The sequence below is a fragment of the Amycolatopsis marina genome, from assembly GCF_900111885.1.
GTDB lineage: Bacteria > Actinomycetota > Actinomycetes > Mycobacteriales > Pseudonocardiaceae > Amycolatopsis > Amycolatopsis marina.
Map to the genome: position 1 here is coordinate 31,751 of NZ_FOKG01000011.1, position 24,033 is coordinate 55,783.

General features: G+C 68.2%; 22 protein-coding genes. 10 read left to right on the forward strand and 12 right to left on the reverse strand.

Features of this window, described 5'->3' with window-relative positions; all coding sequences use genetic code 11:
• Positions 1-81: 81 nt before the first annotated feature.
• Genes BM199_RS18550 through BM199_RS18565 form a run of 4 tightly spaced genes read left to right on the forward strand, consistent with a single transcriptional unit; the run spans position 82 to position 5,542 of the window.
• Positions 82-1,248 (forward strand): acyl-CoA dehydrogenase family protein, encoded by a 1,167-nt coding sequence (locus BM199_RS18550; protein ID WP_091674528.1) that lies wholly within the window; start codon positions 82-84, stop codon positions 1,246-1,248.
• A complete protein-coding gene (locus BM199_RS18555) occupies positions 1,235-3,325 on the forward strand; it encodes an acetate--CoA ligase family protein (RefSeq protein WP_091674529.1) in 2,091 nt (696 codons plus the stop codon). Before BM199_RS18550 ends, BM199_RS18555 begins: the two co-directional genes overlap by 14 nt.
• Positions 3,322-4,146 (forward strand): SDR family oxidoreductase, encoded by an 825-nt coding sequence (locus BM199_RS18560; protein ID WP_091674530.1) that lies wholly within the window; start codon positions 3,322-3,324, stop codon positions 4,144-4,146. The genes BM199_RS18555 and BM199_RS18560 overlap by 4 nt, the downstream gene beginning before the upstream one ends.
• On the forward strand, positions 4,133-5,542 hold the full coding sequence (locus BM199_RS18565) for an aldehyde dehydrogenase family protein (protein ID WP_091674531.1): 1,410 nt from the start codon (positions 4,133-4,135) through the stop codon (positions 5,540-5,542). Before BM199_RS18560 ends, BM199_RS18565 begins: the two co-directional genes overlap by 14 nt.
• A 42-nt stretch (positions 5,543-5,584) precedes the next feature.
• Here the strand turns inward: BM199_RS18565 and BM199_RS18570 are convergent, their stop codons facing one another.
• Complete coding sequence (locus tag BM199_RS18570) at positions 5,585-6,067, reverse strand: hypothetical protein (RefSeq protein WP_143101864.1); 483 nt, start codon at positions 6,065-6,067, stop codon at positions 5,585-5,587.
• Between the two features lie 256 nt (positions 6,068-6,323).
• Between BM199_RS18570 and BM199_RS18575 the strand changes: the two genes are divergently transcribed.
• On the forward strand, positions 6,324-6,731 hold the full coding sequence (locus BM199_RS18575; RefSeq protein ID WP_091674533.1) for a DUF2267 domain-containing protein: 408 nt from the start codon (positions 6,324-6,326) through the stop codon (positions 6,729-6,731).
• A 228-nt stretch (positions 6,732-6,959) separates the two neighbouring features.
• On the opposite strand, the gene BM199_RS18580 is transcribed toward BM199_RS18575, so the two are convergent.
• Complete coding sequence (locus BM199_RS18580) at positions 6,960-7,859, reverse strand: class I SAM-dependent DNA methyltransferase (RefSeq protein ID WP_091674534.1); 900 nt, start codon at positions 7,857-7,859, stop codon at positions 6,960-6,962.
• Positions 7,860-8,006: 147 nt separating this feature from the next.
• Here BM199_RS18580 and BM199_RS18585 point away from each other — a divergent pair, with 147 nt between their 5' ends.
• Positions 8,007-8,828 carry a hypothetical protein gene (locus BM199_RS18585; protein WP_143101865.1) on the forward strand — a complete coding sequence of 274 codons (822 nt, stop codon included), beginning with the start codon at positions 8,007-8,009 and terminating at the stop codon, positions 8,826-8,828.
• A gap of 69 nt (positions 8,829-8,897) precedes the next feature.
• Here the strand turns inward: BM199_RS18585 and BM199_RS18590 are convergent, their stop codons facing one another.
• A complete protein-coding gene (locus BM199_RS18590) occupies positions 8,898-9,356 on the reverse strand; it encodes a winged helix-turn-helix transcriptional regulator (RefSeq protein ID WP_091674536.1) in 459 nt (152 codons plus the stop codon).
• A 78-nt stretch (positions 9,357-9,434) separates the two neighbouring features.
• Here BM199_RS18590 and BM199_RS18595 point away from each other — a divergent pair, with 78 nt between their 5' ends.
• The gene (locus BM199_RS18595; protein WP_218160368.1) at positions 9,435-10,682 is read left to right on the forward strand and encodes an MFS transporter; all 1,248 of its coding nucleotides are present in this window, start codon (positions 9,435-9,437) and stop codon (positions 10,680-10,682) included.
• Positions 10,683-10,729: 47 nt separating this feature from the next.
• On the opposite strand, the gene BM199_RS18600 is transcribed toward BM199_RS18595, so the two are convergent.
• From BM199_RS18600 to BM199_RS18615, 4 genes are all read right to left on the reverse strand, one after another.
• Positions 10,730-11,377 (reverse strand): dihydrofolate reductase family protein, encoded by a 648-nt coding sequence (locus BM199_RS18600; RefSeq protein ID WP_091674537.1) that lies wholly within the window; start codon positions 11,375-11,377, stop codon positions 10,730-10,732.
• A gap of 75 nt (positions 11,378-11,452) precedes the next feature.
• The gene (locus BM199_RS18605) at positions 11,453-11,902 is read right to left on the reverse strand and encodes a YdeI/OmpD-associated family protein (RefSeq protein WP_091674538.1); all 450 of its coding nucleotides are present in this window, start codon (positions 11,900-11,902) and stop codon (positions 11,453-11,455) included.
• Positions 11,899-13,932, reverse strand: a complete 2,034-nt coding sequence (locus BM199_RS18610; protein ID WP_091674539.1) for a hypothetical protein — start codon at positions 13,930-13,932, stop codon at positions 11,899-11,901. Before BM199_RS18610 ends, BM199_RS18605 begins: the two co-directional genes overlap by 4 nt.
• A 40-nt stretch (positions 13,933-13,972) precedes the next feature.
• Positions 13,973-15,214, reverse strand: a complete 1,242-nt coding sequence (locus tag BM199_RS18615) for an ATP-grasp domain-containing protein (RefSeq protein ID WP_091674540.1) — start codon at positions 15,212-15,214, stop codon at positions 13,973-13,975.
• A gap of 266 nt (positions 15,215-15,480) precedes the next feature.
• On the opposite strand from BM199_RS18615, the gene BM199_RS18620 reads away from it, so the two are divergent.
• Positions 15,481-16,008 (forward strand): GNAT family N-acetyltransferase, encoded by a 528-nt coding sequence (locus tag BM199_RS18620; protein WP_091674541.1) that lies wholly within the window; start codon positions 15,481-15,483, stop codon positions 16,006-16,008.
• A gap of 270 nt (positions 16,009-16,278) precedes the next feature.
• Here the strand turns inward: BM199_RS18620 and BM199_RS18625 are convergent, their stop codons facing one another.
• A complete protein-coding gene (locus BM199_RS18625) occupies positions 16,279-17,817 on the reverse strand; it encodes a carboxylesterase/lipase family protein (protein ID WP_177242687.1) in 1,539 nt (512 codons plus the stop codon).
• Between the two features lie 291 nt (positions 17,818-18,108).
• On the opposite strand from BM199_RS18625, the gene BM199_RS18630 reads away from it, so the two are divergent.
• Complete coding sequence (locus tag BM199_RS18630; protein WP_091674543.1) at positions 18,109-18,798, forward strand: alpha/beta hydrolase; 690 nt, start codon at positions 18,109-18,111, stop codon at positions 18,796-18,798.
• A gap of 185 nt (positions 18,799-18,983) precedes the next feature.
• On the forward strand, positions 18,984-19,475 hold the full coding sequence (locus BM199_RS18635; protein WP_245788448.1) for a bifunctional nuclease family protein: 492 nt from the start codon (positions 18,984-18,986) through the stop codon (positions 19,473-19,475).
• 175 nt (positions 19,476-19,650) lie between these two features.
• Here the strand turns inward: BM199_RS18635 and argG are convergent, their stop codons facing one another.
• The 4 genes from argG to BM199_RS18650 form a co-directional block, all read right to left on the reverse strand.
• The gene (argG, locus tag BM199_RS18640; protein WP_091674545.1) at positions 19,651-21,099 is read right to left on the reverse strand and encodes an argininosuccinate synthase; all 1,449 of its coding nucleotides are present in this window, start codon (positions 21,097-21,099) and stop codon (positions 19,651-19,653) included.
• Between the two features lie 131 nt (positions 21,100-21,230).
• The gene (locus tag BM199_RS34960; protein ID WP_281245716.1) at positions 21,231-21,353 is read right to left on the reverse strand and encodes a hypothetical protein; all 123 of its coding nucleotides are present in this window, start codon (positions 21,351-21,353) and stop codon (positions 21,231-21,233) included.
• A 66-nt stretch (positions 21,354-21,419) separates the two neighbouring features.
• The gene (locus BM199_RS18645) at positions 21,420-22,973 is read right to left on the reverse strand and encodes an alpha/beta fold hydrolase (protein ID WP_091674546.1); all 1,554 of its coding nucleotides are present in this window, start codon (positions 22,971-22,973) and stop codon (positions 21,420-21,422) included.
• A gap of 310 nt (positions 22,974-23,283) precedes the next feature.
• The gene (locus tag BM199_RS18650; protein ID WP_091674689.1) at positions 23,284-24,030 is read right to left on the reverse strand and encodes a LytR/AlgR family response regulator transcription factor; all 747 of its coding nucleotides are present in this window, start codon (positions 24,028-24,030) and stop codon (positions 23,284-23,286) included.
• Positions 24,031-24,033 lie beyond the last annotated feature (3 nt).

Here is a 24,033-nt window from a genome sequence, read left to right on the forward strand (position 1 = left end):
AGTTATAAATAGATTGGCGGTTCAGCGCGCCTCGCGCTTGCCATCTCTGTCCGACCATTAGCCCTCGACCTAGGAGTCGCCGTGCGCCTTCCCACCGAGCTGATCGACCTCAGCTCAGAACAGAACGACATCCTCGACCTCTGCCGCACGTTCGCCACGGAGCAGATCCGGCCGATCGCCCGCGCGGTCGACGAGGCGGACACCGAAGTTCCGTGGAACATCTGGTACGCCGCCGCCGACGTCGGGCTGACCTCGTTCATGCTGCCCGAGTCCTACGGCGGCGGCGGCTACACCGATGTCTTCACGCAGTGCCTCGTGCAGGAAGAGCTCTGCACCGGCGACCTCGCCATCGGCAACCTGCTCACCGCCAACGGGTTCTTCGCCCATCCGGTGCTCGAACTCGGTACCGAGGAACAGAGAACCCGGTTCCTCACGCCGCTGACCCGGCAGCGCCCGCCCATGACCTCGGTGGCGGTCACCGAGCCGGACACGGGGTCCGACGCGGCAGGGCTGAGCACCCGCGCGGTCGCCAAGGGCGATCGCTACGTGCTGTCCGGCCGGAAGGCGTGGATATCCAACGCCGGAGCCTCGGAGTACTACGTCGTCTTCGCCACCGTCGATCCGCGACTGCGCTCCCGGGGAGTGACCGCGTTTGTCGTGCACAAGGACACACCCGGTCTCGCTGTCTCCGCACCATGGCCCAAGATGGGCCAGCGCGCCCTGATCAACGCGGAGGTCGTGCTGGACGAAGTCGAGGTCGGCGCGAACGATCGCCTCGGTGACGAGGGTGCGGGCTTCGCCGGACTGATGCACACCTTCGACCGGTCCAGGACCATCCTCGCCGCTGCCGCCACCGGCGTCGCCCGTGCGGCCACCGAATACGCGACCGAGTACGCGCAGCAGCGGAAGCAGTTCGGCAAACCGATCATCGAACATCAGGCCGTCGCCTTCCGCCTCGCCGAGATGGCCACCAGGGTCGAGTCCTCCCGGCTGATGACCTGGCGCGCCGCCAGGCGGATCGATGCGGGCCTACCTGCCGCGCGGGAGTCCGCGATGGCCAAGCTCGTCGCGTCCGAGACGGCTATGTACGCCACCTGGGCCGCCGTCCAGACCCTGGGCGGCTGGGGTTACTCCCGGGAGTTCCTGGTGGAGAAATGGATGCGCGACGCCAAGCTGGAGGAGATCGAAGAAGGCACCTCCGACATCCAGCGCCTGATCATCTCCCGGAGCCTCGATGACCGCGCTTGAGTCTGTTGTGGACAACGTCGGCGCGAAGGGTCTCGATCACCTGTGGCGTCCTGGATCGGTCGCGGTCGTTGGCGCCAGTGACGATCCGGCGAAATGGGGGCACTGGCTCGCCTCGGGGGCTCTGTCCGGGCGGGAGTTGCGCCGGGTCCACCTGGTGAACCACAACGGATCCCGGGTATGCGGCACACCCACGGTTCGAAGCCTCCGCGAGGTCGACGGCCCGGTGGACCTCGCCGTGATCGCCGTGCCCGTACCGGCCGTGGCGGACGCGGTCGATGCGGCACTCGACGCGGGTGCACGGGCGCTGCTGGTGATCACCGACGGGCTGCACCGGCTACCCCGGCGGCCCGATCTGGCCCACGAACTGGCGGAGCGGGCCCGCGCGGCAGGTGTCCGGCTCGTGGGGCCGAGCTCACTGGGCATCGCCGACACCGGCGCCCGACTGCAGCTGGCCTGGGGCCGGTTCGTCCAGGGCCCCGTCGCGGTGGTGACCCAGAGCGGGCAGGTGGGCTCCGAACTCGCCGCGATGCTGGCCAGGGACGGGTCCGGGGTGTCCCGGTTCGCCTCGGTCGGCAGACAGGTCGACGTCACCACCGAGGAACTGCTCGCGTCCCTCGTGACCGATGAGCCGACCCGTGCCGTCCTGACCTACCTGGAGGACGTGCGCGATCCGAGAGCCTTCCTGGAGGCCGCCGCCGCGCTGCGCGCCGCGGATAAACCCCTCGTCGTGCTGGCCGCCGGTACGAGCGCCGCGGGTAGCGCCGCGGCGCGATCGCACACCGGTGCGCTCACCGGCAGTATCGACGTGCTCGACGCCGCATGCCGGGCGGCTGGCGCGGTCCGTGCCGGCACACCGGCGCACGCCGCGGCACTGGCACACGCGTTGGCACTCGGTGCCCGTCCACGGGGCAGGCGGATCGCGGTGATCTCCGACTCCGGCGGGCAGGCGGCGCTGGCCGCGGACGTCGCGGCCACGGCCGGGCTCACCGTGGCACCACTTGACGGCGAAGCCGGCGAACGAGTCCGCACACTGCTGCCGGACGCCGCGCCGTCGAACCCGATCGATCTCGCGGGCGCGGGTGAGCAGGACATGACCGTGTACGCCCGTGCGGCCGAGGCGGTCGCGGACAGTGTGGACGCCGTGCTGCTCACCGGCTACTTCGGACGGTTCGGAGAGGACAGTCCGAGTCTGGCGGACGCCGAGCGCCTGGTCGCCGAACGACTCACTCGGCTCACCGTGAAGGTCCCCGTCCTCGTGCACAGCATGGCGGACGAACCGATCACGACAGGAACCCTCACCCGGGGCGGCGTTCCGGTGTTCGCCGATGTGCGGACCACTCTGCTCGCGCTAGCGGGCAGTGCGGAGTGGACCGGAGCGCGGCCACGGACGCTGCCGCCTGCGCCAACCACCGAGCATGCGCCCGGCGGTGACGCGTCCTACGTCGCCGCCCGTGAGGTGTTGGTGCGGGCCGGTGTTCCGATGGCCGAGGCGGCCATGGCGAACTCCGCCGCCGAGGCGGTCGAGATCAGCAGACGCTGGCCGGGCCGGACCGTGTTGAAGGCCGGGGAACTGGCCCACAAGACCGAGGTCGGCGGCGTGGTATTGGGCCTGCGGACCGAGGAGGAGGTCGCGGCGGCCTACCGCGAACTGACCCATCGCCTCGCGGTGCCCAGCCTGGTCGTGGAGCGCATGGACGAGCGCCCCGGGGTCGTGGAGATGCTCGTCGGAGTCAGGCGCGACCCGGTGTTCGGCCCGGTGATCGTCGTCGGCACGGGCGGGGTCACCGCGGAGCTGTGGCGGGACACCGCTCTCGAACTGGCCCCGGTCACCGAAGAGCAGGCCGCGCGGATGCTCACCCGGTTGCGGGGCTACCCGCTGCTGCTCGGGTGGCGCGGCGCTCCCGGCACGGATTTGGCCGCCCTCGCCCGATGTGTCGCGGCGGTGTCCCGCATTCCGCAGGCCGAGCCGGACGTCGCGGCCTGCGAGATCAACCCCCTGCGGGTGGCGCCCGACGGCGTTGTCGCCGTGGACGCACTGCTGACCTGGAACGACACGACAGAGGAGATGTACCGATGACCGACTCCGCCAGCCCCTTCTCCGGACGCGTCGCCGTCGTCACCGGCGGCGGTTCGGGTATCGGCAGGGCCGTCGCGACGCGCTACGGCGCCGGTGGCGGCACCGTGGTCGTGTGCGGGCGGCGCCGAGAGCCGCTGCAGGAGACCGCCGAACAGATCAGGGCCGCGGGCGGGCGGGCCGATGCCGTCGTCCTCGATGTGCGGGACGCGGACGCCGTCGCCACTGCGTTCGCGACCGTTCGTGAGCGGCACGGACGCATCGACGCCCTCGTCAACAACGCCGCGGGCAACTTCGTCTGCCCTGGCGAGAAGCTCAGTCCCGGCGGCTGGCGAGCCGTCATCGACATCGTGTTGAACGGGACGTTTCACTGCACGCGGGCCGCGGCGGACACGATGCTCGGGCAAGGCTCCGGCAGCGTGCTCTCGGTTATCGCCAGCTATGCCTGGCACGGTCATCCCGGCACGGTGCACAGCGCGGCAGCCAAGGCGGGAGTGCTCGCCATGACCCGAACCCTGGCCGTGGAGTGGGCGGACCGTGGAGTCCGGCTGAACTGCATCGCTCCCGGTCCCACGGAGACGGCGGGCGCGGGCGCGGCCCTGTGGGCCGAGCCTGCCAGTCGGGAGCGGGTGCTCGCGAGCGTGCCGCAGGCCAGGACGGCGGGCACCGGCGAGATCGCCGAGGCCGCGGCTTTCCTGCTGGACGATCGCGCCGCCTACATCACCGGCGAGGTACTGACCGTGGACGGTGGCCAATGGCTCGGCAAACAGGTCTACGGCACCCCACTGGCGCAGGTGCGGGAGGCTGGCGATGATCGGCGCTGAGCACCAGGGAGATGTGTTCGTCGACGGGGTCTGGCGGCCGGTCCCGGCGAAGGTCGCGGTGCACGATCCCGCGACCGGAGCCGTCGTCGGCCACGCCGCGGACGCCGGGCCCGGGGACGCCGACCGGGCGGTCGCCGCCGCGGCACGGCAGCTGCCCGTATGGGCGGAGGTGCCATACCCGGCGCGCGCGGCCGTGCTCGCGGATCTGGTGGGCCGGTTGCGGGAGCGGCGTGCGGAGTTGATCGAAACGGTGGTCGCCGAGGTCGGTTGCCCGGTCACCGTCACCGCCGAGGTCCAGGTGGACGTGGCGATCGAGGTGGTGGAGCACTACGCCTCGCTCGTTCGCACCAGGACGGGACGCGAGGAGGTGGCCAACTCGATACTGCACGAGGTGCCCGCCGGCGTGGTCGCCTTGATCACGCCGTGGAACTACCCGCTCTACCAGTTGGCGGCCAAGGTGGCCCCGGCACTCGCGGCAGGCTGCACGATCGTCGCCAAGCCTGCCGAGCTGACTCCGTTGAGCGCGTACCTGTTCGCCGAGGCGGTCTCCGAGACGACGTTGCCGCCCGGTGTGTTCAACCTGGTGCCCGGTTCCGGTCGTGTCGTCGGCGCGGCGCTGGCGGCGCACCCGGACGTCGACGTGGTCTCCTTCACCGGCTCCACAGTCGTGGGCACGCAGGTGATGGCCGCGGCCGCGGGTTCGGTCAAGCGGGTCTGCCTCGAACTCGGCGGCAAGTCCGCCAGCGTCGTGCTGCCGGAGGCGGACATCGAGGAAGCGGTGGCCGCGACGGTCGCCTCGGCCACTCTGAACTCCGGGCAGACGTGCAGTGCGTGGACCCGGCTGGTCGTGCCGAAGCACCACTACGCGGCGGTGCTGGAGCAGGCCGAGGCAGGTATGCGAGCGGTGCGCGTAGGCGACCCCCGCGACCCTGGGACTGAGAACGGGCCGTTGGTTTCGGCGGACCAGCAGCAACGGGTGGCCGGCTTCGTCGCCAGAGCGGAGGCGAGCGGAGCCCGGATACTCGGGCGGCGCGGCGACCTTCCCCGGTATGGGCACTACTCCCCTCCCCTCGTCGTCGCGGGCGCCGCCCCGGACTGGGAGATCGCGCAGGAGGAGGTGTTCGGTCCGGTGCTCGTGGTGTTGCCCTATCGCACCGAGGCCGAGGCACTGGAGATCGCCGCCGGAACGCGGTATGGGTTGCACGGCGCGGTCTGGGGTGAGCCGGAACGCGCCACGGACCTCGCACGACGGATGCGGGCGGGGCAGATCGACGTGAACGGCGCGGCCGGCAACCTGCACGCCCCGTTCGGTGGCTTCAAGCAGTCGGGCATCGGCCGCGAACTCGGTCTTGAAGGGCTACGCGAGTTCGTCGAGGTGGTCGCGGTGCAGCAGTAGCCAGTTGGCAACCACGCGCCGCTCACCGTCGCCGGGTTCTGGTCAGTCCGTGAAGCTGCCGGTCAGGTTGGCGGTGTTGTTGCTGCCGGGAGAGCCCGCTCCCCCGGTCCGGGTCACCAGCTTCCCGTCCACCGTGGCCGTCGCCGACAGGCTTCCGCCACTGTGCCGCATGGTCAGCCTCCATTCGTGACGTCCGGTTCCGTACGGGACCTCGACCGTCTTACGCCAGGGTGGCTTCACCGCCTTCTCCTCGCTGACCTTCCCGTCGAGGGTGAAGGTGAGGGAGGACAGGGTGGCCGTGCCGGTCACCTCCAACTCGAGGACGTGTTCTTCCGCCGCCGGACTCGACGAGGTTGTTGCTGTGTTGGGCTCCGCAGGCGGGGCGGTGGCCGACGGCGCCGGCTGCCCGCACGCGGTGAGCAGGCTCGCGCCCGCCAGCAGTGCGACGACGCCTTTTCGCCGCAAGCTGGACAGCAGACCTGCGGTGCGGAGAACCCGTCCCTCCCGCGCTGCGCCGATTTCCACGATCGCTCCGTTCCGTTGCCACAGTTCGCATTCCGCCAGGCAATCCTGACTGACGCTGCCCGCACGCACAGGCACGTGGCAGGAGCCTGCCAACGGCGTCGTGGTCATCTCATGCGCCGGTCGTAGCCGATGGACCTGCCGAGGTCGTCCGGCTCAGCGAAGTGCTGCCGCGGACACAGCCTTCGACGGTGTGTCGAGGTCGAGAACACCGGGTACGTGGAGGGTCGGAAGACAGCTAGCGCCAAATGGAGGTGTGATGAAGGAGCACGAGGTCGTTGCCGCCGTGCGGAAAACTGTCGGGTTGAGCGACGCGGACACCGCCGCCACCGCCACCCGCGCAACACTGTCCGTCCTCGCGCAGCGACTGGCGGGTCACGAGCCGCGAGACCTCGCGGCCCAGCTGCCTGCGGGGATCGCCGAAGCGTTGCCGGACGTCGGCGGTGGTGAGGCATTCGGGGTGGAGGAGTTCTACCGCCGGGTCGCCGACACCGAAGGCCAGGGCTGCACCCAGGACAGTGCGCGTGAGCACGCCCGCGCCGTCATCGCCACACTGAAAGCCGGCGTGACCGAGGGCGAGTTCGCCGACCTGGTGTCCCAGCTGCCGGACGACTACCGGCAGGATCTGCTGACCACCGCGCCGGTGGACGAACACAAAGGGCGGTGACGCAGCACAGCCCAGGCACTACCAGCCGAAGGCGCAGTCGCGGTGGTGACCGGAGTGGTGAGCGATGCTCAGGACTTCCCGCCGGCGTCACCGGGGGAACCCCTCGCCTTGGCGGTGCGGCGACAACGGCGGTCAGGACACCTTGAGCTTCGCGTCGAGGGAACAGGTGACGAGGTTGGCTCGCATGGGTGCCAGGATCGAACGCGTTTGTTTCCACGAAGACGACGGTCATCGCCGGTGATGCGGGTGCCGTGAACCCGGAGCATGCGTCGCGGTGTTCAAGCCGCGTGGTTTCGGCGGCGCGCCTGGTGCTTGGCCAGGAGCATCTCGTGCCCGGACTTTTTCCCAGACTGACACGTGCTTGGTGCTGTCGGCCGTGAGCTCCGAGCGGTCCCAGTCCGCCCAGCGGTACTTCAGGTCCATCCCGGCGATGCGCGCCATGAGGTCCATCTCCGCAGGCCAGGCGTACCGGAAGGGAATACGGCGGAAACGTCCGGTTCCGTCCGGTGACACGGTGATGTGGTTCGACGTGAACGCCTGCGTTACGACGTCGTACCGGTCGAACCCGACATATCCGTCGCCTTCGTGGCCGAACTCCATCGCGAACGGGACGGTGTCCTGCCCGGGCGGCAGGCGACGCAGATCCGGCAGACCCACCTCGACGAGGAACAGCCCGCCTGGTCGCAGATGCGCGGCAGCGTTCCGGAAGACGTCGACCTGCGCGTCCTGGGTGACGACATTGCTGATCGTGTTGAACACCAAGTAGACCAGCGAGTACTGACCGGCCACCCGCGTCGACGTCATGTCGCCGATCTTGACGTCGACCGCATCGCCGCCCGGCTTGCTCGGGATCCGCGTCGCCATGGCCTGGCTCAACTCGATGCCGCTCACCCGCACACCGCGCGCAGCCAGTGGCGCTCCGATCCGCCCGGTCCCGACGGCGAACTCGAGCACCGGGCCGTCGGCCAGATCCTCCAGGGCGTCCACTGCGGGCGTCACCACTTCGGGCGCGTTCGCACCACCCGGGCTGTCGTAGCCCGCGGCCACACTTTCGGGGAACCAGCCGTCCGCCGGATCGTCCCCTTGCTCGACGATGGCAGAGCCGCCTGCGTTCACCTCATCGCTCATGATTCCCGGACGCTACGCTCGATGCCGTCCGCTCCGCACTTCGATTTCTGAGCCCTCTGGTCACCGCGAGCCGGTCGGCCGAAGGGTTCAGCGTGCCCTTTCGAGGAATCCCGCGTCGGCGAGGCGACGGTTCGATACGTTGGCGGAGTGAGTGCGCAAGTTGCCCCCCGGCGCGTCATCGTCACCGTGCTCCTGCCGTGGCTCACCGCCAAGTTCCTGTTCAAACCCAGAGTCGGACCACTCCGAAAAGACCGGATACTGGACCGGCTCGCATTCTGGCGATCTGTGGTCGGCATGGCTGTGATCATGGCTACCACCTACCGATACCAGGAAGCTTGGGAAGTTCCGGGCAAGAACCTCCTGAAGGCGTTGCAAACCGGGGCGCTTGCTCTGCTGCTGCCACCCCTGTCGTTCCTCGTGATACTCGTGGTGACCCGCCCCGGCCGTCGCACTCGACTCCTGCCCGGCGCGCGGCGTCTACTCGGGCGTGCGGCCCTCGCGTTGATCTCCTTCTTTCTGCCGTTCCTGTTGATCGTCGTAGGTGGCGCGAACGTCAACATCACCAACCCGCACCCAGGGGCAGCAGTAGTCTTCATTCTTGCGATACCCCTGATGATCGCCTCGGCGTTCTGGTTCTACTGCTTCTGGTGCTGCACGATCTACTGGGCAGCGCGGACCGGCTTCTGGACGGGCGAAATCCACCCACTGCTCGCTCCGATCGGCACAACGGTTCTCATGCTGCTGATCAGCGGCGCGGAGATCATCTGGGGCGGCGCCGACACCGTGCCCCACCCGCTCTGGCTGACACTGAACCTGTGCGGGATCGCCACAGCACTGGTGCTGGCCTTCTCCGAATACCGACACCTCCGGGCAAGCGGCTACCGGCTCCGTGAAGGACCAGAACCGGTAATTTCGCGTCAGGCGTGCGACCACCCCGAAGAACCCGCCACTCCAGCAGGTAGGACGTGACCTCACACGCAAAGCTGTCGCCCTAGGTCACGAAGGTCGACAACTGGGCCGTCTCGCGTTGGCACGGGCTCACGATCGCCTTCGGACGGCTGTCGTGTCACTCGCCAGCGGCCGTCCGTCCGCGGCCTTGGGGACGACCTGCGGAACGGCCGTGCCGTGTTCGTCGACCAGGATCGAATGCGTCTCCCCTGGCTCGAAGGCGTGTCGCTCCCCCCATTGACGAAGCGTGACGATCACGGGGAACAGGTCCTTGCCTGCCGCGGTGAGCGCGTACACCCTTCGTTTTCCCGACGGGGCCTCAACCTGGGTGATCAGGCCGTGATCGACGAGTTTGCGGAGCCGATCGGTGAGGATGTTGCGGGCGATGCCCGTGCGCTGCTGAAAGTCGGTGAACGAACGGGCTCCGTCCATCGCGTCCCGGACGATCAGCAGGCTCCACCGATCCCCGATCACATCCACCGCCCGTGCAACCGGGCACTCCGGGTCCGTCCACGCGATGCCCTGCCTCGCCATGATGTCGCGTGCCATCACCCCTCCAATGAGTTGCGTAGTGAAACCATTCTGGCCTACTCTCCAAAGAGTTGCAATCTGCAACCAACCAGGGAGGTGGCGGTGGGGCAGGGAACAAGGCTGCTGCTGGCGGTGGTGTGCGGGGTGGCGGTCGCCAGCGTCTATGCCGGGCAGCCGATATTGGGCTCAATGGGATACGACCTCGGCGTTTCCCGCGACTCGGTCGGCTGGTTCGTGGCCGTGGGGCAACTCGGCTACCTCGCCGGACTGGTGCTGCTGGTACCGCTGGGTGACATGTTCGACCGCAGAGGCTTGATCGCCGCGCACCTGGCCATGGTGGCGGTCGGCCTGACGGTGACCGCGACCGCGACAGTTGCCTGGGTGGCGTTCAGCGGTTTGGCGGTCGCCGGTGTGTTCGCGGTGGTGGTGCAGACAACGGTCGCTTACACGGCCTCGATCTCCCCGCCCGACAAGCGAGGACGCAATCTCGGTGTCGTCACCTCCGGGGTCGTGGTCGGCATCCTCGGTTCCCGGGTCGTGACAGGAAGCCTGGCGGACCTGTGGGGCTGGCGCAGCAGTTACCTCGTGCTGGCGGGCCTCGCCGCCGCCCTCAGCCTGCTCAGCCTCGCCGCGTTGCCGGCGGACGTGCGCACCGGCGCCGAACGGTACGGAAAGGTCATCCGAGCCCTGGGCGGGCTGTTCGCTCAGCCGACATTCCTCAGCCGGGGGCTGATCGCCTTCTTCCTCTTCGCCTCCTTCGGCACCCTCTGGAGTGGCCTGGCGCTACCCCTGGCCAGTGAGCCGTGGCAGCTGAGCGAAGCGCAGATCGGACTGTTCGGCGTAGCCGGGCTCGCCGGCGCTCTGGGCGCCGCCCGATCCGGCCGTTGGAGCGACGCCGGGCACGCCGGCCGGGTCACGGGCATCGCTCTCGCCCTCCTGCTCGGCTCCTGGTCAGCGATCGGACCTCTCGGCTGGTCGCTGCTTCCGCTGATCCTCGGCGTGATTGTGCTCGACTTCGCCGTCCAGGTAGTACACGTCGGCAACCAGCACATCCTCACCGCCGCATACGCCAATCGCACCAGCAGCGCCATCGGCGGATACATGGTCTTCTACTCCCTCGGATCCGCGTTCGGAGCCACCGCGACCACCGCCCTCTTCGATGTCGCAGGCTGGACAGGCCCCACCGTCCTCGGGGCGGCACTCGCGCTCTGCGCGCTCGTCACCTGGGCACTTGCCGACGGCATGACCATCTGCCGCAGGCGCCGCGCGCGCCGTCCGATGGCAGCGGAACCCAGCTGCGCTGGTTCCCCTTGCCGTGACCTGAACGTCCTCAACTGCCGATGAGCACGTCTGAGCCACCTTGGTCCGACCCGGCACCGCGGCTCGCGTTCTCAATTGCTCCTGACCACGCGGTACTTCAGGTGCGTCACGCCTGGCGCCTCGATCGCCCGTACCTGCTCCAGGTTGACCCGCGGCGACAGGTTGTCCAGCAGGCGGGCGCCGCCACCGAGGACGACCGGCACCACGTGCAGTTCCAGCTCGTCGAGCAGCCCGGCGGCCAGGTACTGATTGATCGTCTGCGCACCGCCGTGAACCATGACGTCCCCGTCCCCGGCCGCCTCGCGAGCCTGCTCGTGGGCCGACTCGATCCCATCGGTCACGAAGATGTACGTGGTGTCCGAGAGGGACATCGACCTTCGCGGATGGTGGGTGAGCACGAACGTCGGGACGTGGAACGGCGGATCCTCGCCCCACCAACCGGTCCATGACTCGTCCCACAGTCCGGAGCGGCCGCCGCCGAAGAACATGTTGCGGCCCATGATCCCGGCACCCACGTCGGTCTGCCTTTCCTCCATGACCTGTGTGCTGGCGTTGACCTCGCCGCCCGCCTTGCCGTGCGCCTCGCGCCAGGCCTCCAACCCGACTGCCCAGTCGTGCAGTCTCTCACCGCCCTCGCCGAGCGGGTTCTCCATGCTCTGATCGGGCCCGGCTACGTATCCATCGACGGAAACCGAAATGTCGGCGCGAACTTTGCTCATCGTTCCTCCTGTGTCAGCTGTGCCGACTGTCGGGAGGTAGACAAGCTGGGTCCCGGAAACTCATCGGTCCAACGACTAGCGAGCCCTGCCTTCGCGGAGCATGGCCACCGACTTCGCCACACGGGCCGCGCGCGTCTCCGCCTTCTTCGCACTGGTGACCTGGTGCACGTGCCACGACTGCTTGCTGTGCGAAAGGGTGTCCCAGAACGCTTTGGCATTCAGGTCGGCGGCCAGAGCCGCGGCGAGGTCGCCGGGCACCTCCGTCTCGCGAGGCGCGGTGTCCAGCTCCACGTCGACGTCGAGCACTTGACCGGTCTCGATACCTGCTTCCTCGCGCCGCGCCGCACTCACCCCAAGCAGATAGCGGCCACCCATCTTCGCGACAGAGGTCCGGAACGCGAAGTGGTTGACGGTGACGGTCACCTTCGGGTGGCCGCCACCGCCCAGCTTCTCGACAACCGACTCCGGCACCTCGAAGCCCGCGGCTGTCTTGCCGGTCGATTCCAGCTCAGCTTGAAATCTCATCGGTCAGACTGCGGGCCCTTGGCGGCCTGCAGCTCCCCCGCCTGCAATCGGTCGGCGCCCCAACTGCGCTCGATGTGACCGATGATCCGCGCGACGTCCTCGTCGGGCACCCGCTCCGGCTCCCCGCGCTCCAGCGGGTCGACGTGGAAGATGTAGAGCCGTGAGGCGAACTGGTCGAACGACAGGGAGGCCTCGCCGAACCGCTCACCGTTGCCCGCGGTGGAGACCACGACACCGTCGCCCCAGTCCTGCCCACTGTCGTTGTTCGGATTGAAGAAGTAAACCCGCATTTCGTCCTGGGGATCTTGGGCGACCCGGAGGATCGTTATCGCGTGCCAGCCGACATAGCGGGCCGCGCTGTCGGTGACGGCGATACCGGCAGGCTGCGGATGGATCAGCGGTTGCCCACCGTTGTAGGAAGGGTGGTAGCTCGCGTGGAACTGCCGCAGGAAGTCGTCAAGGTCGATCAGATTCCCCGTCGCGACGTCGACGTTGATCCGGAAACCACGGGCGGTCCACCACCCGTGGAACTCGGGGTTGACCCACCTGTGTGGATCCCCGGTGCGGTCGACGCAGCGCCGCCCCATCTCGGCGTAGATCCGGTCCAGGTGGGGCACCACGAGCAAGGACACGGGGTCCAAGTCCATCGGCAACGTGGTCGCGACCCCGGCCGCGCTCTCCTTCGACGAGATCGGCTGCCCCTCGAAGTGCATGATGATCTCGTCGTCGCGCGCCGCCCAGACCACCATCTGCAGCAGGTAGTCCGGGTCGTTGTAGGCCCACATCGACAGTGCGCGGGCCGACTGGCAGGTCGGGTTGTCGCCCTGCCCGACGCCGAGCGGTTGGCCCAGCATCGACAGCACACCCGCGATCAGCCGCGCCTCCGGCTCGGGCTCGTCGCCGAACACCGTCGTCAACCGTTCCCTGGCCGCCGGAGACAGTTTCAGGGACAGCTGGCGCCATAACGCGGGCACCACTGGCGGCTCGTAGAGGATGCCGCGGTCGAGCAGTAGCGCCAGCCCGTAGATACATTGCGCTGTCCGCGGATACACGGCCGTCTCGATGAGCCGATGCACCAGGTTGCGGTAGCGCAGCAGACAGTTCCGGCCGGTGTCGGAAAGTCCGAGCGCCTCGCCGACGAGGTAGTTGCTCTCGTGCAGCAGGAACCGCAGCAACTCGGCGTGATACGGCGACACCAGCCCGGTGTCATGCATCGCCCGGGCGAAGCCGGTCGCCTCGTACTGCAGGCCGCCGGTGTCCATCGCCTCCAGGCGGGAGCGGAAGACGTCGACACCCGGGTCCTCCCGGCATGCTTCGGTGGTGCCGAACAAGCTGGTGATGAGCCGGTCGATGCCCTGCCCGGCCAGTGCGCCCAGGTCGATGTTCGGATCGTCGCGATAGACCGCGATCCGGGTGATCAGCGACTGCACCTGGTCGACCTGGATCGGTCGCTGGCGCAGGATCCGCCAGATCTCGTCGACCAGCTTGTCCAGCACGCTGTCGTAGCCGATCTCCTCGGCGAGGTACCGGAACAGGTCCCGGGTCAGCCGCGCGGTCCGGCCCTGTTGGATCCGCTCCGCCTCGCTGGGCGAGGTGAACAGCAGCTCCAGGTTCGCCGCCAGTACCTGGGACAGGAACTGGCGGGCGTCCTCGGCGGAGAGCGTCGGGTGCTCGAAGTCGCCGCGGGCGACAGCGAGCATTCGCAGCTCGCTCGTCGCCTCCATCACGACCGTGTCCACGTCCTTGCTGCGCAGGCCGGGGCCGACCAGCGACGGGAGGAGGATCTCCGGGGAGGCCCAGTCCGTCTCCTGGAACAGGCCGGCTTCCTCCAGCGCCTGCGCCCGGCTCTGGACTGCCGCGGCGCCGCCCGGCTGCAGCAGCACCCGCCGCAACGCCTCCAGGACTCGCCGCAGCTTCGTGTGCTTGCCGAAGTCACGGGTCTCGGCCATGGCGCGGATGGCGTCGTCGAGCGAGGCAACACGCTTGTTCAGTGTTGTGGCCTCACCGGTGACGTCAACGGTCGGTTTCACAGGTTTCCTTCGGTAGGTGTCTCCTACGTCCGCTCTGCGGTCAGACGTAGAAGTCGAGCTCTTCTTGCTTCTTCAGTAGATCGCGCATTCGCAACGGATCGTCACCGAAGAAGTACAGCAGTCCCCAGTGATTGCCGAACGCGGTCCTCTTGGTAACCGTCTCCTCCATCGGCGTCGAGAGGTCGTGCGACTCGTAGTAGTCGTCGTCCTCGGTCTCCTCCGGGATCTGCAGCTCGCTCACGACGCGCCGGCGCGGGTAGACGCCGAAACAGCCGGCGACGCCGGACGCGTCGACGACCTCCGTCGGGAAGAAGGCGTCGATCTCCTCCTCGGTCGTCTTCGGGTCGAAGGCCAGCACCAGCCCCTGATAGGCGTTGAATCCGTATGCCCGCTCCAGCAGCTCGAAGACCTTGAACCCCGGCGGACGGTAGGCGACCTCACCGAAGTACATCTCGCCGTCACTGGTGACGAAGTACTCCGGATGCACGAAGCCGAACTCGATGTCGAAGGTCTTGATCAGCTTCTCGATCTGAGCCTTGATCTGCGGCCGGTACTGCTCCAGTTCCGGGGTCGCTGGAACGAACACCGAGTACCCGAGCTTGACGTACTCGGAGATGTTCAGGAACTTGATCTTCCCCTTGTAGATCCATGCCTCGACAGCGAACTCCCAGCCGTCGAGATGCGATTCCATCAGGACCGGGAACTCCTCTTCTGGGATCATGTCGATCTCGTCGGGCGTGCTGATGACGCGGTGCCCGAGACAGCCGGCCTTGTCGAACGCCTTCAGGTGGATCGGGTCGTTCGGGTCGCCGTCGAGTTTGAGCAGCGTCTGGTTGACGCGCTTGAGGAAGCGGATCACGTCATCCCGGTCGTGGGCCTCCTCGAAAATCCCGACCCGGATACCACCGAGCTGCGCGCGGCGCTTCATCAGCGCCTTGTCCCTGAGCAGCATCGCCTGGCCGAAGAGGCGTGGGTTGTCCAGCAGGACGGAGTTGATCGCCCCTGCCCACTCCACCGTCTCCTCGAACAGTGGGATCGCCACGTCGACGCCCTCCGCTTTGAGGGTCTCGGCGATCTCCATCGAGCGGTCGTTGAGCCGTTCGAAGTTCCATGGCACGTAGGGGATGTCGTGGGTGGAGCAGTACTCCTCCGCCCAGTCCGGCGCCACCACGACATAACGTCGATCGAACCGGTCGAGGGCCTCCACCGCGTTGAGGCTCCAGCCAAGGAGCGCTACATATCCTTTGTCCGGATCCTTGGTGGCCGGTTCGGGCTGTGGCATGGACCGTTCCTCCGTCTCGGCGTTTTCAGTTCTCCAGGCATGGGCGAACCCACCGTACCCCGGACGTCTCCGGCCAGCCCTGGGCCGACGGATCCGGCGACCCACCGCCGACCGGCCCACATACCCTTGACCTGCAACAACGTCTCCGACTCGCGCTGTCGTGCCCGAAGGGGCGCCGGCGAGGTCGGCGTTGGCGCGCTCGCACTCGCCTCCTTGCCGGATCGTGTGCGTTTCGCCGCGGTTCCTCCCGTGGAAGCATCGGCGGCATGGTCGAGCTCCGAGACGCGACACAGGCTGATGCCCACGCCATCGCCGACGTGCTGGTCCGGTCCTGGCGCGCCGCCTACCGCGGTCTGCTCCCCGATGATGTCCTGGCCGGCCTGTCCGTCCCCGACCGGGAACAGTTCTGGTCGGACGTTCTCCGCACCCGCCCGCGACACACCCGCGCGGTCGTCGCAGTGATGGCCGGGCTCGTCGTCGGCTTCGCCGCGACGGGGCCGCCGCTCGTACCCGCTGACCGAGCCGATCCCACTCTCGGCGACGTCTACGCCATCTACCTCGCCCCCGACCTCTGGCGCCGCGGCATCGGCACCCGGCTCCACGCCGCCGCCCTCGACCGGCTCCGATCCTGCGGTTTCACCCATGCGGGCCTGTGGGTCCTCGACGACAACGAACGCGCCCTGCGCTTCTACCATCACCACGGCTGGACCGATACCGGCCGTTGGCAACTCGACAAGGGACCCGGCGGTGTCGAACTGCACGAACGACGACTCCGCCGCGACCTGAGCGACTGAACCACCGAGCAGGCTTCGTCCGTCGCCGACCGGACCCGGCCGTCCGCCGAGCGACCCTGGTGGAACCCCCACCACCGCCAGCAACGGGCTCCGTGAACGGGTGGAGCAGATGTGGGCCGTTGGAGGCCTGGACGGTGGCCGACCTGAACGCAGATCAACGCGACCAGCTGCTGACAGGTCTGCGTCAGGTCGAGACGAACCTGACGGCCCCAGCGAGAAGGCGTCTCGGTAGGGACTCCGGTTCAGCGGCACGGCGACGGGCGACCGTCGTCATTCAAGCGTCCGCCAGAATCCACAGCGGTGCGTACGGGTCAGGTTCACCTGGGTGGCCCCTTCGAAGGCGAACGACCGGGCCGCTGACGTGCCGGGACGATACCGCGTCCACTGTGGACCAGGCTGGCCCGTCCGGGCGAAGGTGGTCCAGTAGCCGATCAGCCGTTTCGCGAAGGCCTGCTCCTCCGGGGTGAACGGTGCAGGCGGTGGACCGCCCGGATGTTCGGTGTCGACGAAATATCTGAGGTCGGCACCGTGCTGGGCACCCAGCGGGAAGCCTTCGAAGTCCCCGGACGGCTGGGCGTACTCGTAGGCGTACACCGGTGCGCGCCGGGCGGCCGCGTCGATCGCGGGCAGCTGGGTGCAGGTGCCCGTAACGCCGCCGTAGTCCGTCAGCAGGGTCGCCAACGCTATGCTCGGACTGGTGAAGCGGGCCGCCGGGTAGACAGCCAGGATCCGCTTCGCAGCCCGCGTCCCGAACAGGTTCGCCACGATCTTGGGGTACTCGGTCTCGGTGACCGGCTTGCCCTGGAAATCGTACGCAGAACCGACGTGGGCACGCATCTCGTCCTTCGTGCCGCCATGGATCAGCGGAACGTCCGCGGCCGTCCCCAGCCGCATCGCGGTCAGCGGCTGCACCGGCAGTGCGGGCGTGCCTGCGACCGGGAACCACCACACGTCCGCCCGGTACCTGCGTAGCTCGCCGAAAAGCCCTTCGCGGTCGGACGGACGCACCAGTTCTCCGACCGGCTTATCACGCAGGCATTTCTCGGCCGTCGCGGCATTCGTGCAACCCAGGTCCGCCGCGAGCGCGAGGCCACGGCGGTCAGCGGCCCGCTCGGTCAGCATCGGATTCCCACACGGCGCGCTCTGCACGATTGCCTTGTCGAAAAGGCCTCGTGCAGCAGGCGCGGCCAGTTGTGCACATACGCTGTACCCACCCCCCGACTGGCCCCACAACGTCACGTTGCGCTCGTCTCCGCCGAACGCCGCGATGTTCTGCCGCACCCAGCGCAGCGCGGCCTGCTGGTCGGCGAGCCCGAAGTTCCCCGCATGCGGGTCACGCAGCGACGGATGGCGGAGGAACCCGAGCGCACCGAGCCGGTAGTTGAGCGTGACCACGATCGCGCCCTGATCGGCGATCCGCTTGGGGTCGTTGGCAGCACCGGACCCGGAGATCAGCCCGCCACCGTGTACGAAGACGAGCACGGGCAGCTTTCCCGTTGCGCGCCTCGGCGTCGTCACGTTCACGTACAGGCAGTCCTCGTTGCCCGCAGGCTCCGGCAAGCCGGAGAGCTGTGGACACGGTGCCCCCGGCTGAGTCGCGTCGCGTATCCCCTTCCATGCGCTCGCGGCCCGGGGCGTTCGCCAACGCAGTGGGCCGACGGGCGGAGCGGCGTACGGGATGCCGAGAAAACTGCGATGCGTCGCCGTCACCTGCCCCTGCACCCAGCCCTTCATGGTGTGAACCCGTGCGGTGGAGGCACTTTCGCCGGCGGCCGCCGCCGTTGTTCCCGGCAGACCGGTTGCGGTCACGGCCGCGGCGGTCAGAATCGCAACAAACGCAAACCATCGTTTCGACATGGATCCACGATTGACGAACCTCGGCAGCCCGTCGTCCCGCAACGCACGCAATCACGCCTACGGCGAGGGACGTACGTGACGCCGCGTCACCTGTCGCGGACCCAGGTGCCAAATCCGGTTTTGTGGTATTTCTGGGGGATGCGGCAGCCGCTGAGGATCGTAGTCGTCCTTCTCGGCTTGTTGACGTTTTCCGCTTGCGTCGGCACCCCTGGTACCGAGTCGGCATCGGGCACATCCCCTTCCGTGGGTGACTCCGCGGACGCCACCGGATCCGCGCCCGAACGACCCGGGTCGTACCGGGAGGTGACGTTCCCGGCTCAGGACGGCGCGACGCGGTCCGGCCGTCTGTTCGGCGACGGCAGCGTCGCGGTCGTCCTGTCGTACATGGGCCGCTCCGGCGACAGTCAGGACGACTGGAAGACTTTCGCCGAGAGTCTCGCCGAACACGGCTACCAGGCACTCACGTATGCCCGCGAGGCCGATTCCGAGCAGAACGACTTCGTCGACCACTGGCGGGACGTGCTCGGCGCTGCCACCTTCCTGCGCGACCACGGTGCGGAGACCGTGATCGCCGGAGGCGCGAGCATCGGAGCCGTGGCCTCGCTCCACGCCGCCGAGCAGCCCGACAACGGGATCAACGCCGTGCTCTGGCTGGCCGGGCTGCACGAGACCGACAGCTACGAGTTCAGCAAAGCCGATGTGGCACGGATCAGTTGCCCGATCATGTTCGTCTCGGGTGAAGGAGATGCCTACGGCAGCGCGGAATCGGCGCGTCTGTTGCACGACTGGGCACCCACCAGCGAACTCCTCTTCATCGAAAGCTACCGGCACGGCACCGACATCCTCACCCACGACGAGACCAGTGCCCGCACGCTCAGCCAGGCCATGCTCGAGTTCGTCAAGCGGATGGAAGACCAGGACGCCACATGCTGAACGGGGGCCCTTCTGGCAGACCGTTCGAAAAGGTGGAAGCCCGGAACATCGCCTGGACCGTGCCATGTTTGCGACCATGGTGTGCGGCAACTCCATTTGTCAGGCAGTCGCGAAAGCGGGTGAGCGCAGTGGTTCCAGTGCGGGTGCACGGTGTTGCTGTCCTACCGCCGGATGACGCTCCGGTGATGTTGCTGCGGGAGACCGTCGGCGATCAGCGGTGGTTGGCGATCTCGATCGGTGTGCCCGAGGCGAACGCGCTGGTGGCCGCCCACGAGCGCGTCGAACACCCCCGGCCGGACACGATTGAGCTGATCGGTCACGTGATCGAGGCCCTGGGACGTCGGGTGCAGCGCGTGCAGGTGACAGCGCTTGACGGGGGCGTGTTCATTGCCGACCTGATCCTCGACGAAGACGTGCGGGTGTCGGCACGGCCCAGTGACGCCATCGCCGTGGCGATTCGCGCCGGGGTGCCGATCGAAGTACACGAAGCTGTGCTGGACACGGCAGCCGTCGAGGTCGTCATCGCCGGAGAGAGCGATCCGGACGACCTCGGCCCGGCAGCGTCCGACCCCGTCCAGGAACAGGAAATCGCCAGCTTCCGCGACCGGCTCGATGAGATCACCGTTGCGGACTTCGACGACACACCCCCTGAGGAACCACCTGGCTCGAAGTCCTGAAGGCGGAACGCTCCCGGATCGTAGGCGCAGGCCAGCTTCCGCGGTTGGACGCGTCGGCCCGGCCGCCGGCGCACCTCGCCACGGAATTGCCTCGGTGCACCAACTAGCTGGGGTGTCGCGGCCGGCGACACCCCAGCGGGTGGACCTGTCGGTTCCGTCCGATTCGGCGAGCAGGTCAGTCGGTGCCGAACTCCATCGCGGCGTGGTCCAGCATCTCGTCGCCCCCGTAGACCTCGCCACGGGAGGCGATGGCGGCGGCGCCGCCCTGCGGCATCGCGCCGATCAGCCCGGTCGAGGCCGCCTGTGCGGCGCCGATGAGCGCGGGATGGGTCTGGCCGACCATGCCGAGGTCGGCGTACTGCTCGAGCTTGGCGCGCGAGTCGGCGATGTCGAGGTTGCGCATGGTGAGCTGGCCGATCCGGTCCACCGGACCGAAGGCGGAGTCCTCAGTGCGCTCCATCGACAACTTGTCCGGGTGGTAACTGAAGGCCGGGCCCGTGGTGTCCAGGATCGAGTAGTCCTCGCCGCGCCGCAGCCGCAGCGTCACCTCACCCTTGACCGCTGTGCCGACCCAGCGCTGCAACGACTCCCGCAACATCAGTGCCTGTGGGTCGAGCCAGCGTCCCTCGTACATCAGCCTGCCGAGGCGGCGTCCCTCGTTGTGGTAACTCGCCAGGGTGTCCTCGTTGTGGATCGCGTTGACCAGCCGTTCGTACGCCGCGTGCAGCAACGCCATCCCGGGCGCCTCGTAGATGCCGCGACTCTTGGCCTCGATCATCCGGTTCTCGATCTGGTCCGACATGCCCATGCCGTGGCGTCCACCGATCGCGTTCGCCTCCAGCACCAGGTCGACCGGGGTGGCGAACTCCTTGCCGTTGATCGTCACCGGGCGGCCCTTGTCGAAGCCGATCGTCACGTCCTCGGCAGCGATCTCCACCGCCGGGTCCCAGAATCGCACCCCCATGATCGGGTCCACGGTCTCGATGCCGGTGTCGAGGTGTTCCAGGGTCTTGGCCTCATGGGTTGCGCCCCAGATATTGGCATCGGTGGAGTAGGCCTTCTCGGTGCTGTCGCGGTAGGGCAACTCGTGGGCGAGCAGCCACTCCGACATCTCCTTGCGGCCCCCGAGTTCGGAAACGAAGTCGGCGTCCAACCACGGCTTGTAGATGCGGAGGTGGGGGTTGGCGAGCAGGCCGTACCGGTAGAAACGCTCGATGTCGTTGCCCTTGAAGGTCGAGCCGTCACCCCAGATCTGTACATCGTCTTCCAGCATCGCCCGAACCAGCAGGGTCCCGGTGACGGCCCGGCCCAGCGGTGTGGTGTTGAAGTAGGGCCGTCCGGCCGAGCGGATGTGGAACGCACCGCAGGTGAGCGCCGCCAAACCCTCCTCGACCAGCGCCGCACGGCAGTCGACCAGGCGCGCGATCTCGCCGCCGTAGGCCAGCGCGCGACCAGGCACGGAGACGATGTCGGGCTCGTCATACTGGCCGATGTCGGCGGTGTAGGCGCACGGGACGGCGCCCTTGTCGCGCATCCACGCGACCGCGACCGAGGTGTCGAGGCCACCCGAGAAGGCGATGCCGACGCGCTCGCCGGTGGGCAGGGAGGTGAGAACCTTGGACATGAGGAAGAGTATGCACCATAATGTATGACCATGCAAAACCGGGGGTTGCGCACTCACTCCGGGAGGCGGGCACTCACGCTACGCAAGCATCCATCGCGTCCGGCACCCTGTTCCGCTGGCGATGCGCGAGTTCACCCCTGCGCCAGATACTCGGCTGCGTGCAGGCCTGCCCCGATGAGCCACGGGATCAGCACCACGACCGGCCACGGTGCCATCCGCCAGCTTCGCCGGATGCCCAATGTGGCCAGTGCCACGGCGCACACCGCGGCCGCGGCCCACGTGGCGAGATTCGCGACCCAGGCCGAGTCGCACGGCTTCCATCACTCGCCGGGTGAGCCCGCGAACGGGGTGAGATCCGGGAGGCAGGACGTGCCCGGATCCGGCACGGAGCCCGCTGCCAGGTACGCCGACGCGACTGCGGTCATACACGTCGATTGCTGGGTGGTGATGTGCCCCCAGCCCTCGTTGACGATCAGGCGGCTGTTGGGCAACCGACGGTGCAGATCTTTCGCGCCGCCCACCGGGGTGGAGCCGTCGAACCGGTTGTTGAGTATCAGCACAGGAATCTCCGTGTCCACCGACCACGGCCCGGTGTAGCGCTCACGCGGCGTGGAACGCCAGAAGGCGCAGGGACTTGTGTCATAGGCGCGCAGTGTGGCGAAGTGCGGCGACACCGCCGCCCGCCGCCTGGCCGCCCCCCACCAGGCCAGGGACAACCGGGGCATGTCCACGTCGTTGCAGGTGAAGGCCGAGTACAGTCCTTTGAGGTCGGTGTAGGGAGCGTCGAACCCCAACTGATCCATCCACTGGACGCTGGCGGCGAGCTCAGCGGCGTCCGGTTCGCTCGGCGATGTCTGTACTCGATATGTCAGGTCGAGAACCCGGTCCATCGACTCCCAGGCAACCGGCTGATAGAGCAGGCCGCCCACGAACGCGACGAGTTTCGGATAGGTGAGAGTGACCTGTGCGCCGTCGGGCGCGACGAGGTGGAGCGGGTCCTCTCGCAGCGCTGTCGCCAACTGATCGAAGGCCTGGCGTGGCCTGTGGGCGGCAAACCCGCACGAGTTCCCTCGCGCGCACAGCCGCAGGAACTCGTCAAACACCTCCTGGGTGGCGGTGTCCGAGCCGGTCCGCTCGGACGGAACCGTCCACAAGGGACCGGTCAGCGAGCGAGCCGGATTGAGCACGCTGTCCAGGACGAGGGAACCCATGCGGTCCGGGAACATGTTCGCGTAGGCAAGGCCGAGGTGCACGCCGTAGGACTGCCCGAGGTAGTTCAACCGCGACTCCCCCAGTGCCTGACGCACGAGGTCGAGATCTCTGGCCACCGTAGCCGTGGACAGATGGTCCAGGAGCGCACCGCTGCGCTGACGACAGAGCGCGGCGAAGTGCAGGTCCTTGAGCGCTCGTCGACCGACGTCCCGTGCCGTGACGGGAAACACCGGAACGTCCGCGTTGAAGCCCTCCCGCTCCTGCGCCGACTCGAAGCAGGTCACCGAGGGACGAGCCTGGCCCACTCCGCGCTGGTCGAGGCCGATCACGTCGTAGTGCTCCCAGACTCGCTGGTCCACCGGAGCGGGCACGGTGCCATCCTTGATCACGCGCAGGTACTCGGTCGAGGAGTAGCCGGGGCCGCCCCGGTTCAGCACGAGCGATCCGAGCTTCTCCGCAGGCCGGGCGGCGGGCGCGCGCACGAGTGCGAGGGTGATTCGCCTGCTATCCGGGTCGGCATGGTTCATCGGCACATCAAGCGAGGCGCAGTCCAGAGCGGCGTAGTCCTGGCACTCCTGCCAGTGCACACGCGGGCCTTCCGGCGAATTCGCCGAAACCGGGACCGGGACAGCGAGCAGGGCGGGGATCACCACGATCGTCACGGTCCATCCCGGCCTGCGACGCCGTGAGCGATCGACATTTGGCACTCCTCGATTTCGTCGCGTGCGCAGTTAGTTGGTACAGCGTGCTAGCACACTGTACCAACAGGGCGGGGAAGGTGTTCGCGGCCCGACTACCGCCCGCCGGCGCGTGCGCCTGCGAGTACCCGGCAAGATCAACCACGTCGCCGAGTTCCCTCGATCGCACTTTCCCGGGAAAGTGCGATCGGGCCACTTCCCCGGGGAAGTGCTCACCATGGCCTCAGGTCTGGTCAATCCCCTACCGGCCGCCGCCTCGACCCCACTCGGCGGGTCACAGACCCAGCAGGCGGCGCAGCTCCCTCGCGTGCCTGCGGGACACCTCGACGCGGCTCCGTCTGCGATCGTCCATCACCAGCACCAGTGCGCCGTTGAAGTCGGGACGCAGCTCCCGGACGTGGTTCAGGTTGACCAGGTAGGACCGGTGCGTCCGGAAGAAGTGGCCGCCGAGCCTGCGTTCCAGTTCGTTCAGTGACAGGCTCACCAGCACCCGCTCCCCGGCGAGCTGCAGATACGAATAGCCGCGCGCGGCGCTGGCGTAGAGGATCGCCGACTCGTCGACGAGGACCGTCCGGTCACCCTGCTGTACGGGGATGCGCCCGAGCGGATCCGGCACGGGAGCGCGCGGCCGTGGTGAAGGTTCGGCCTCCTCGTCGGCTCCGCCCGACAACGCTCGGTCGAGCGCGCGGCCGAGCCGCTCGGCGTCGAACGGCTTCACCAGGTAGTCGACGGCGTCCACATCGAACGCGTCCACCGCATAGTCCGGGTAGGCCGTCGTGAAGATGACCTTCGGTGCGTGGGGTGAGTCGCGGACCGCCTTCGCCACCTCGAGACCGGTGCCACCCGGCATCTTGATGTCCAGCAACACCAGGTCGTAGTCCAGCGACCGCAGGAGAACCAGCGCCTCCTCGCCGTTGGTCGCCTCACCGACCACCTGAACGTGGTCGAACGTCCCCAGCAGGTACCGCAGTTCCTCCCTGGCCGGCGCCTCGTCGTCGACGATCAGGCAGTGAGCTCGCATGCC

Coding starts and splice junctions, on each gene's coding strand:
- BM199_RS18565 (WP_091674531.1), top strand. CDS start 4,133: ATGATCGGCGCTGAGCACCAGGGAGATGTGTTCGTCGACGGGGTCTGG.
- argG (WP_091674545.1), bottom strand. CDS start 21,099: ATGTCCAAGGTTCTCACCTCCCTGCCCACCGGCGAGCGCGTCGGCATC.
- BM199_RS18615 (WP_091674540.1), bottom strand. CDS start 15,214: ATGCCACAGCCCGAACCGGCCACCAAGGATCCGGACAAAGGATATGTA.
- BM199_RS18605 (WP_091674538.1), bottom strand. CDS start 11,902: ATGAGATTTCAAGCTGAGCTGGAATCGACCGGCAAGACAGCCGCGGGC.
- BM199_RS18590 (WP_091674536.1), bottom strand. CDS start 9,356: ATGGCACGCGACATCATGGCGAGGCAGGGCATCGCGTGGACGGACCCG.
- BM199_RS18650 (WP_091674689.1), bottom strand. CDS start 24,030: ATGCGAGCTCACTGCCTGATCGTCGACGACGAGGCGCCGGCCAGGGAG.
- BM199_RS18635 (WP_245788448.1), top strand. CDS start 18,984: ATGTTGCTGCGGGAGACCGTCGGCGATCAGCGGTGGTTGGCGATCTCG.
- BM199_RS18560 (WP_091674530.1), top strand. CDS start 3,322: ATGACCGACTCCGCCAGCCCCTTCTCCGGACGCGTCGCCGTCGTCACC.
- BM199_RS18600 (WP_091674537.1), bottom strand. CDS start 11,377: ATGAGCAAAGTTCGCGCCGACATTTCGGTTTCCGTCGATGGATACGTA.
- BM199_RS18555 (WP_091674529.1), top strand. CDS start 1,235: ATGACCGCGCTTGAGTCTGTTGTGGACAACGTCGGCGCGAAGGGTCTC.
- BM199_RS18580 (WP_091674534.1), bottom strand. CDS start 7,859: ATGAGCGATGAGGTGAACGCAGGCGGCTCTGCCATCGTCGAGCAAGGG.
- BM199_RS18620 (WP_091674541.1), top strand. CDS start 15,481: ATGGTCGAGCTCCGAGACGCGACACAGGCTGATGCCCACGCCATCGCC.
- BM199_RS18575 (WP_091674533.1), top strand. CDS start 6,324: ATGAAGGAGCACGAGGTCGTTGCCGCCGTGCGGAAAACTGTCGGGTTG.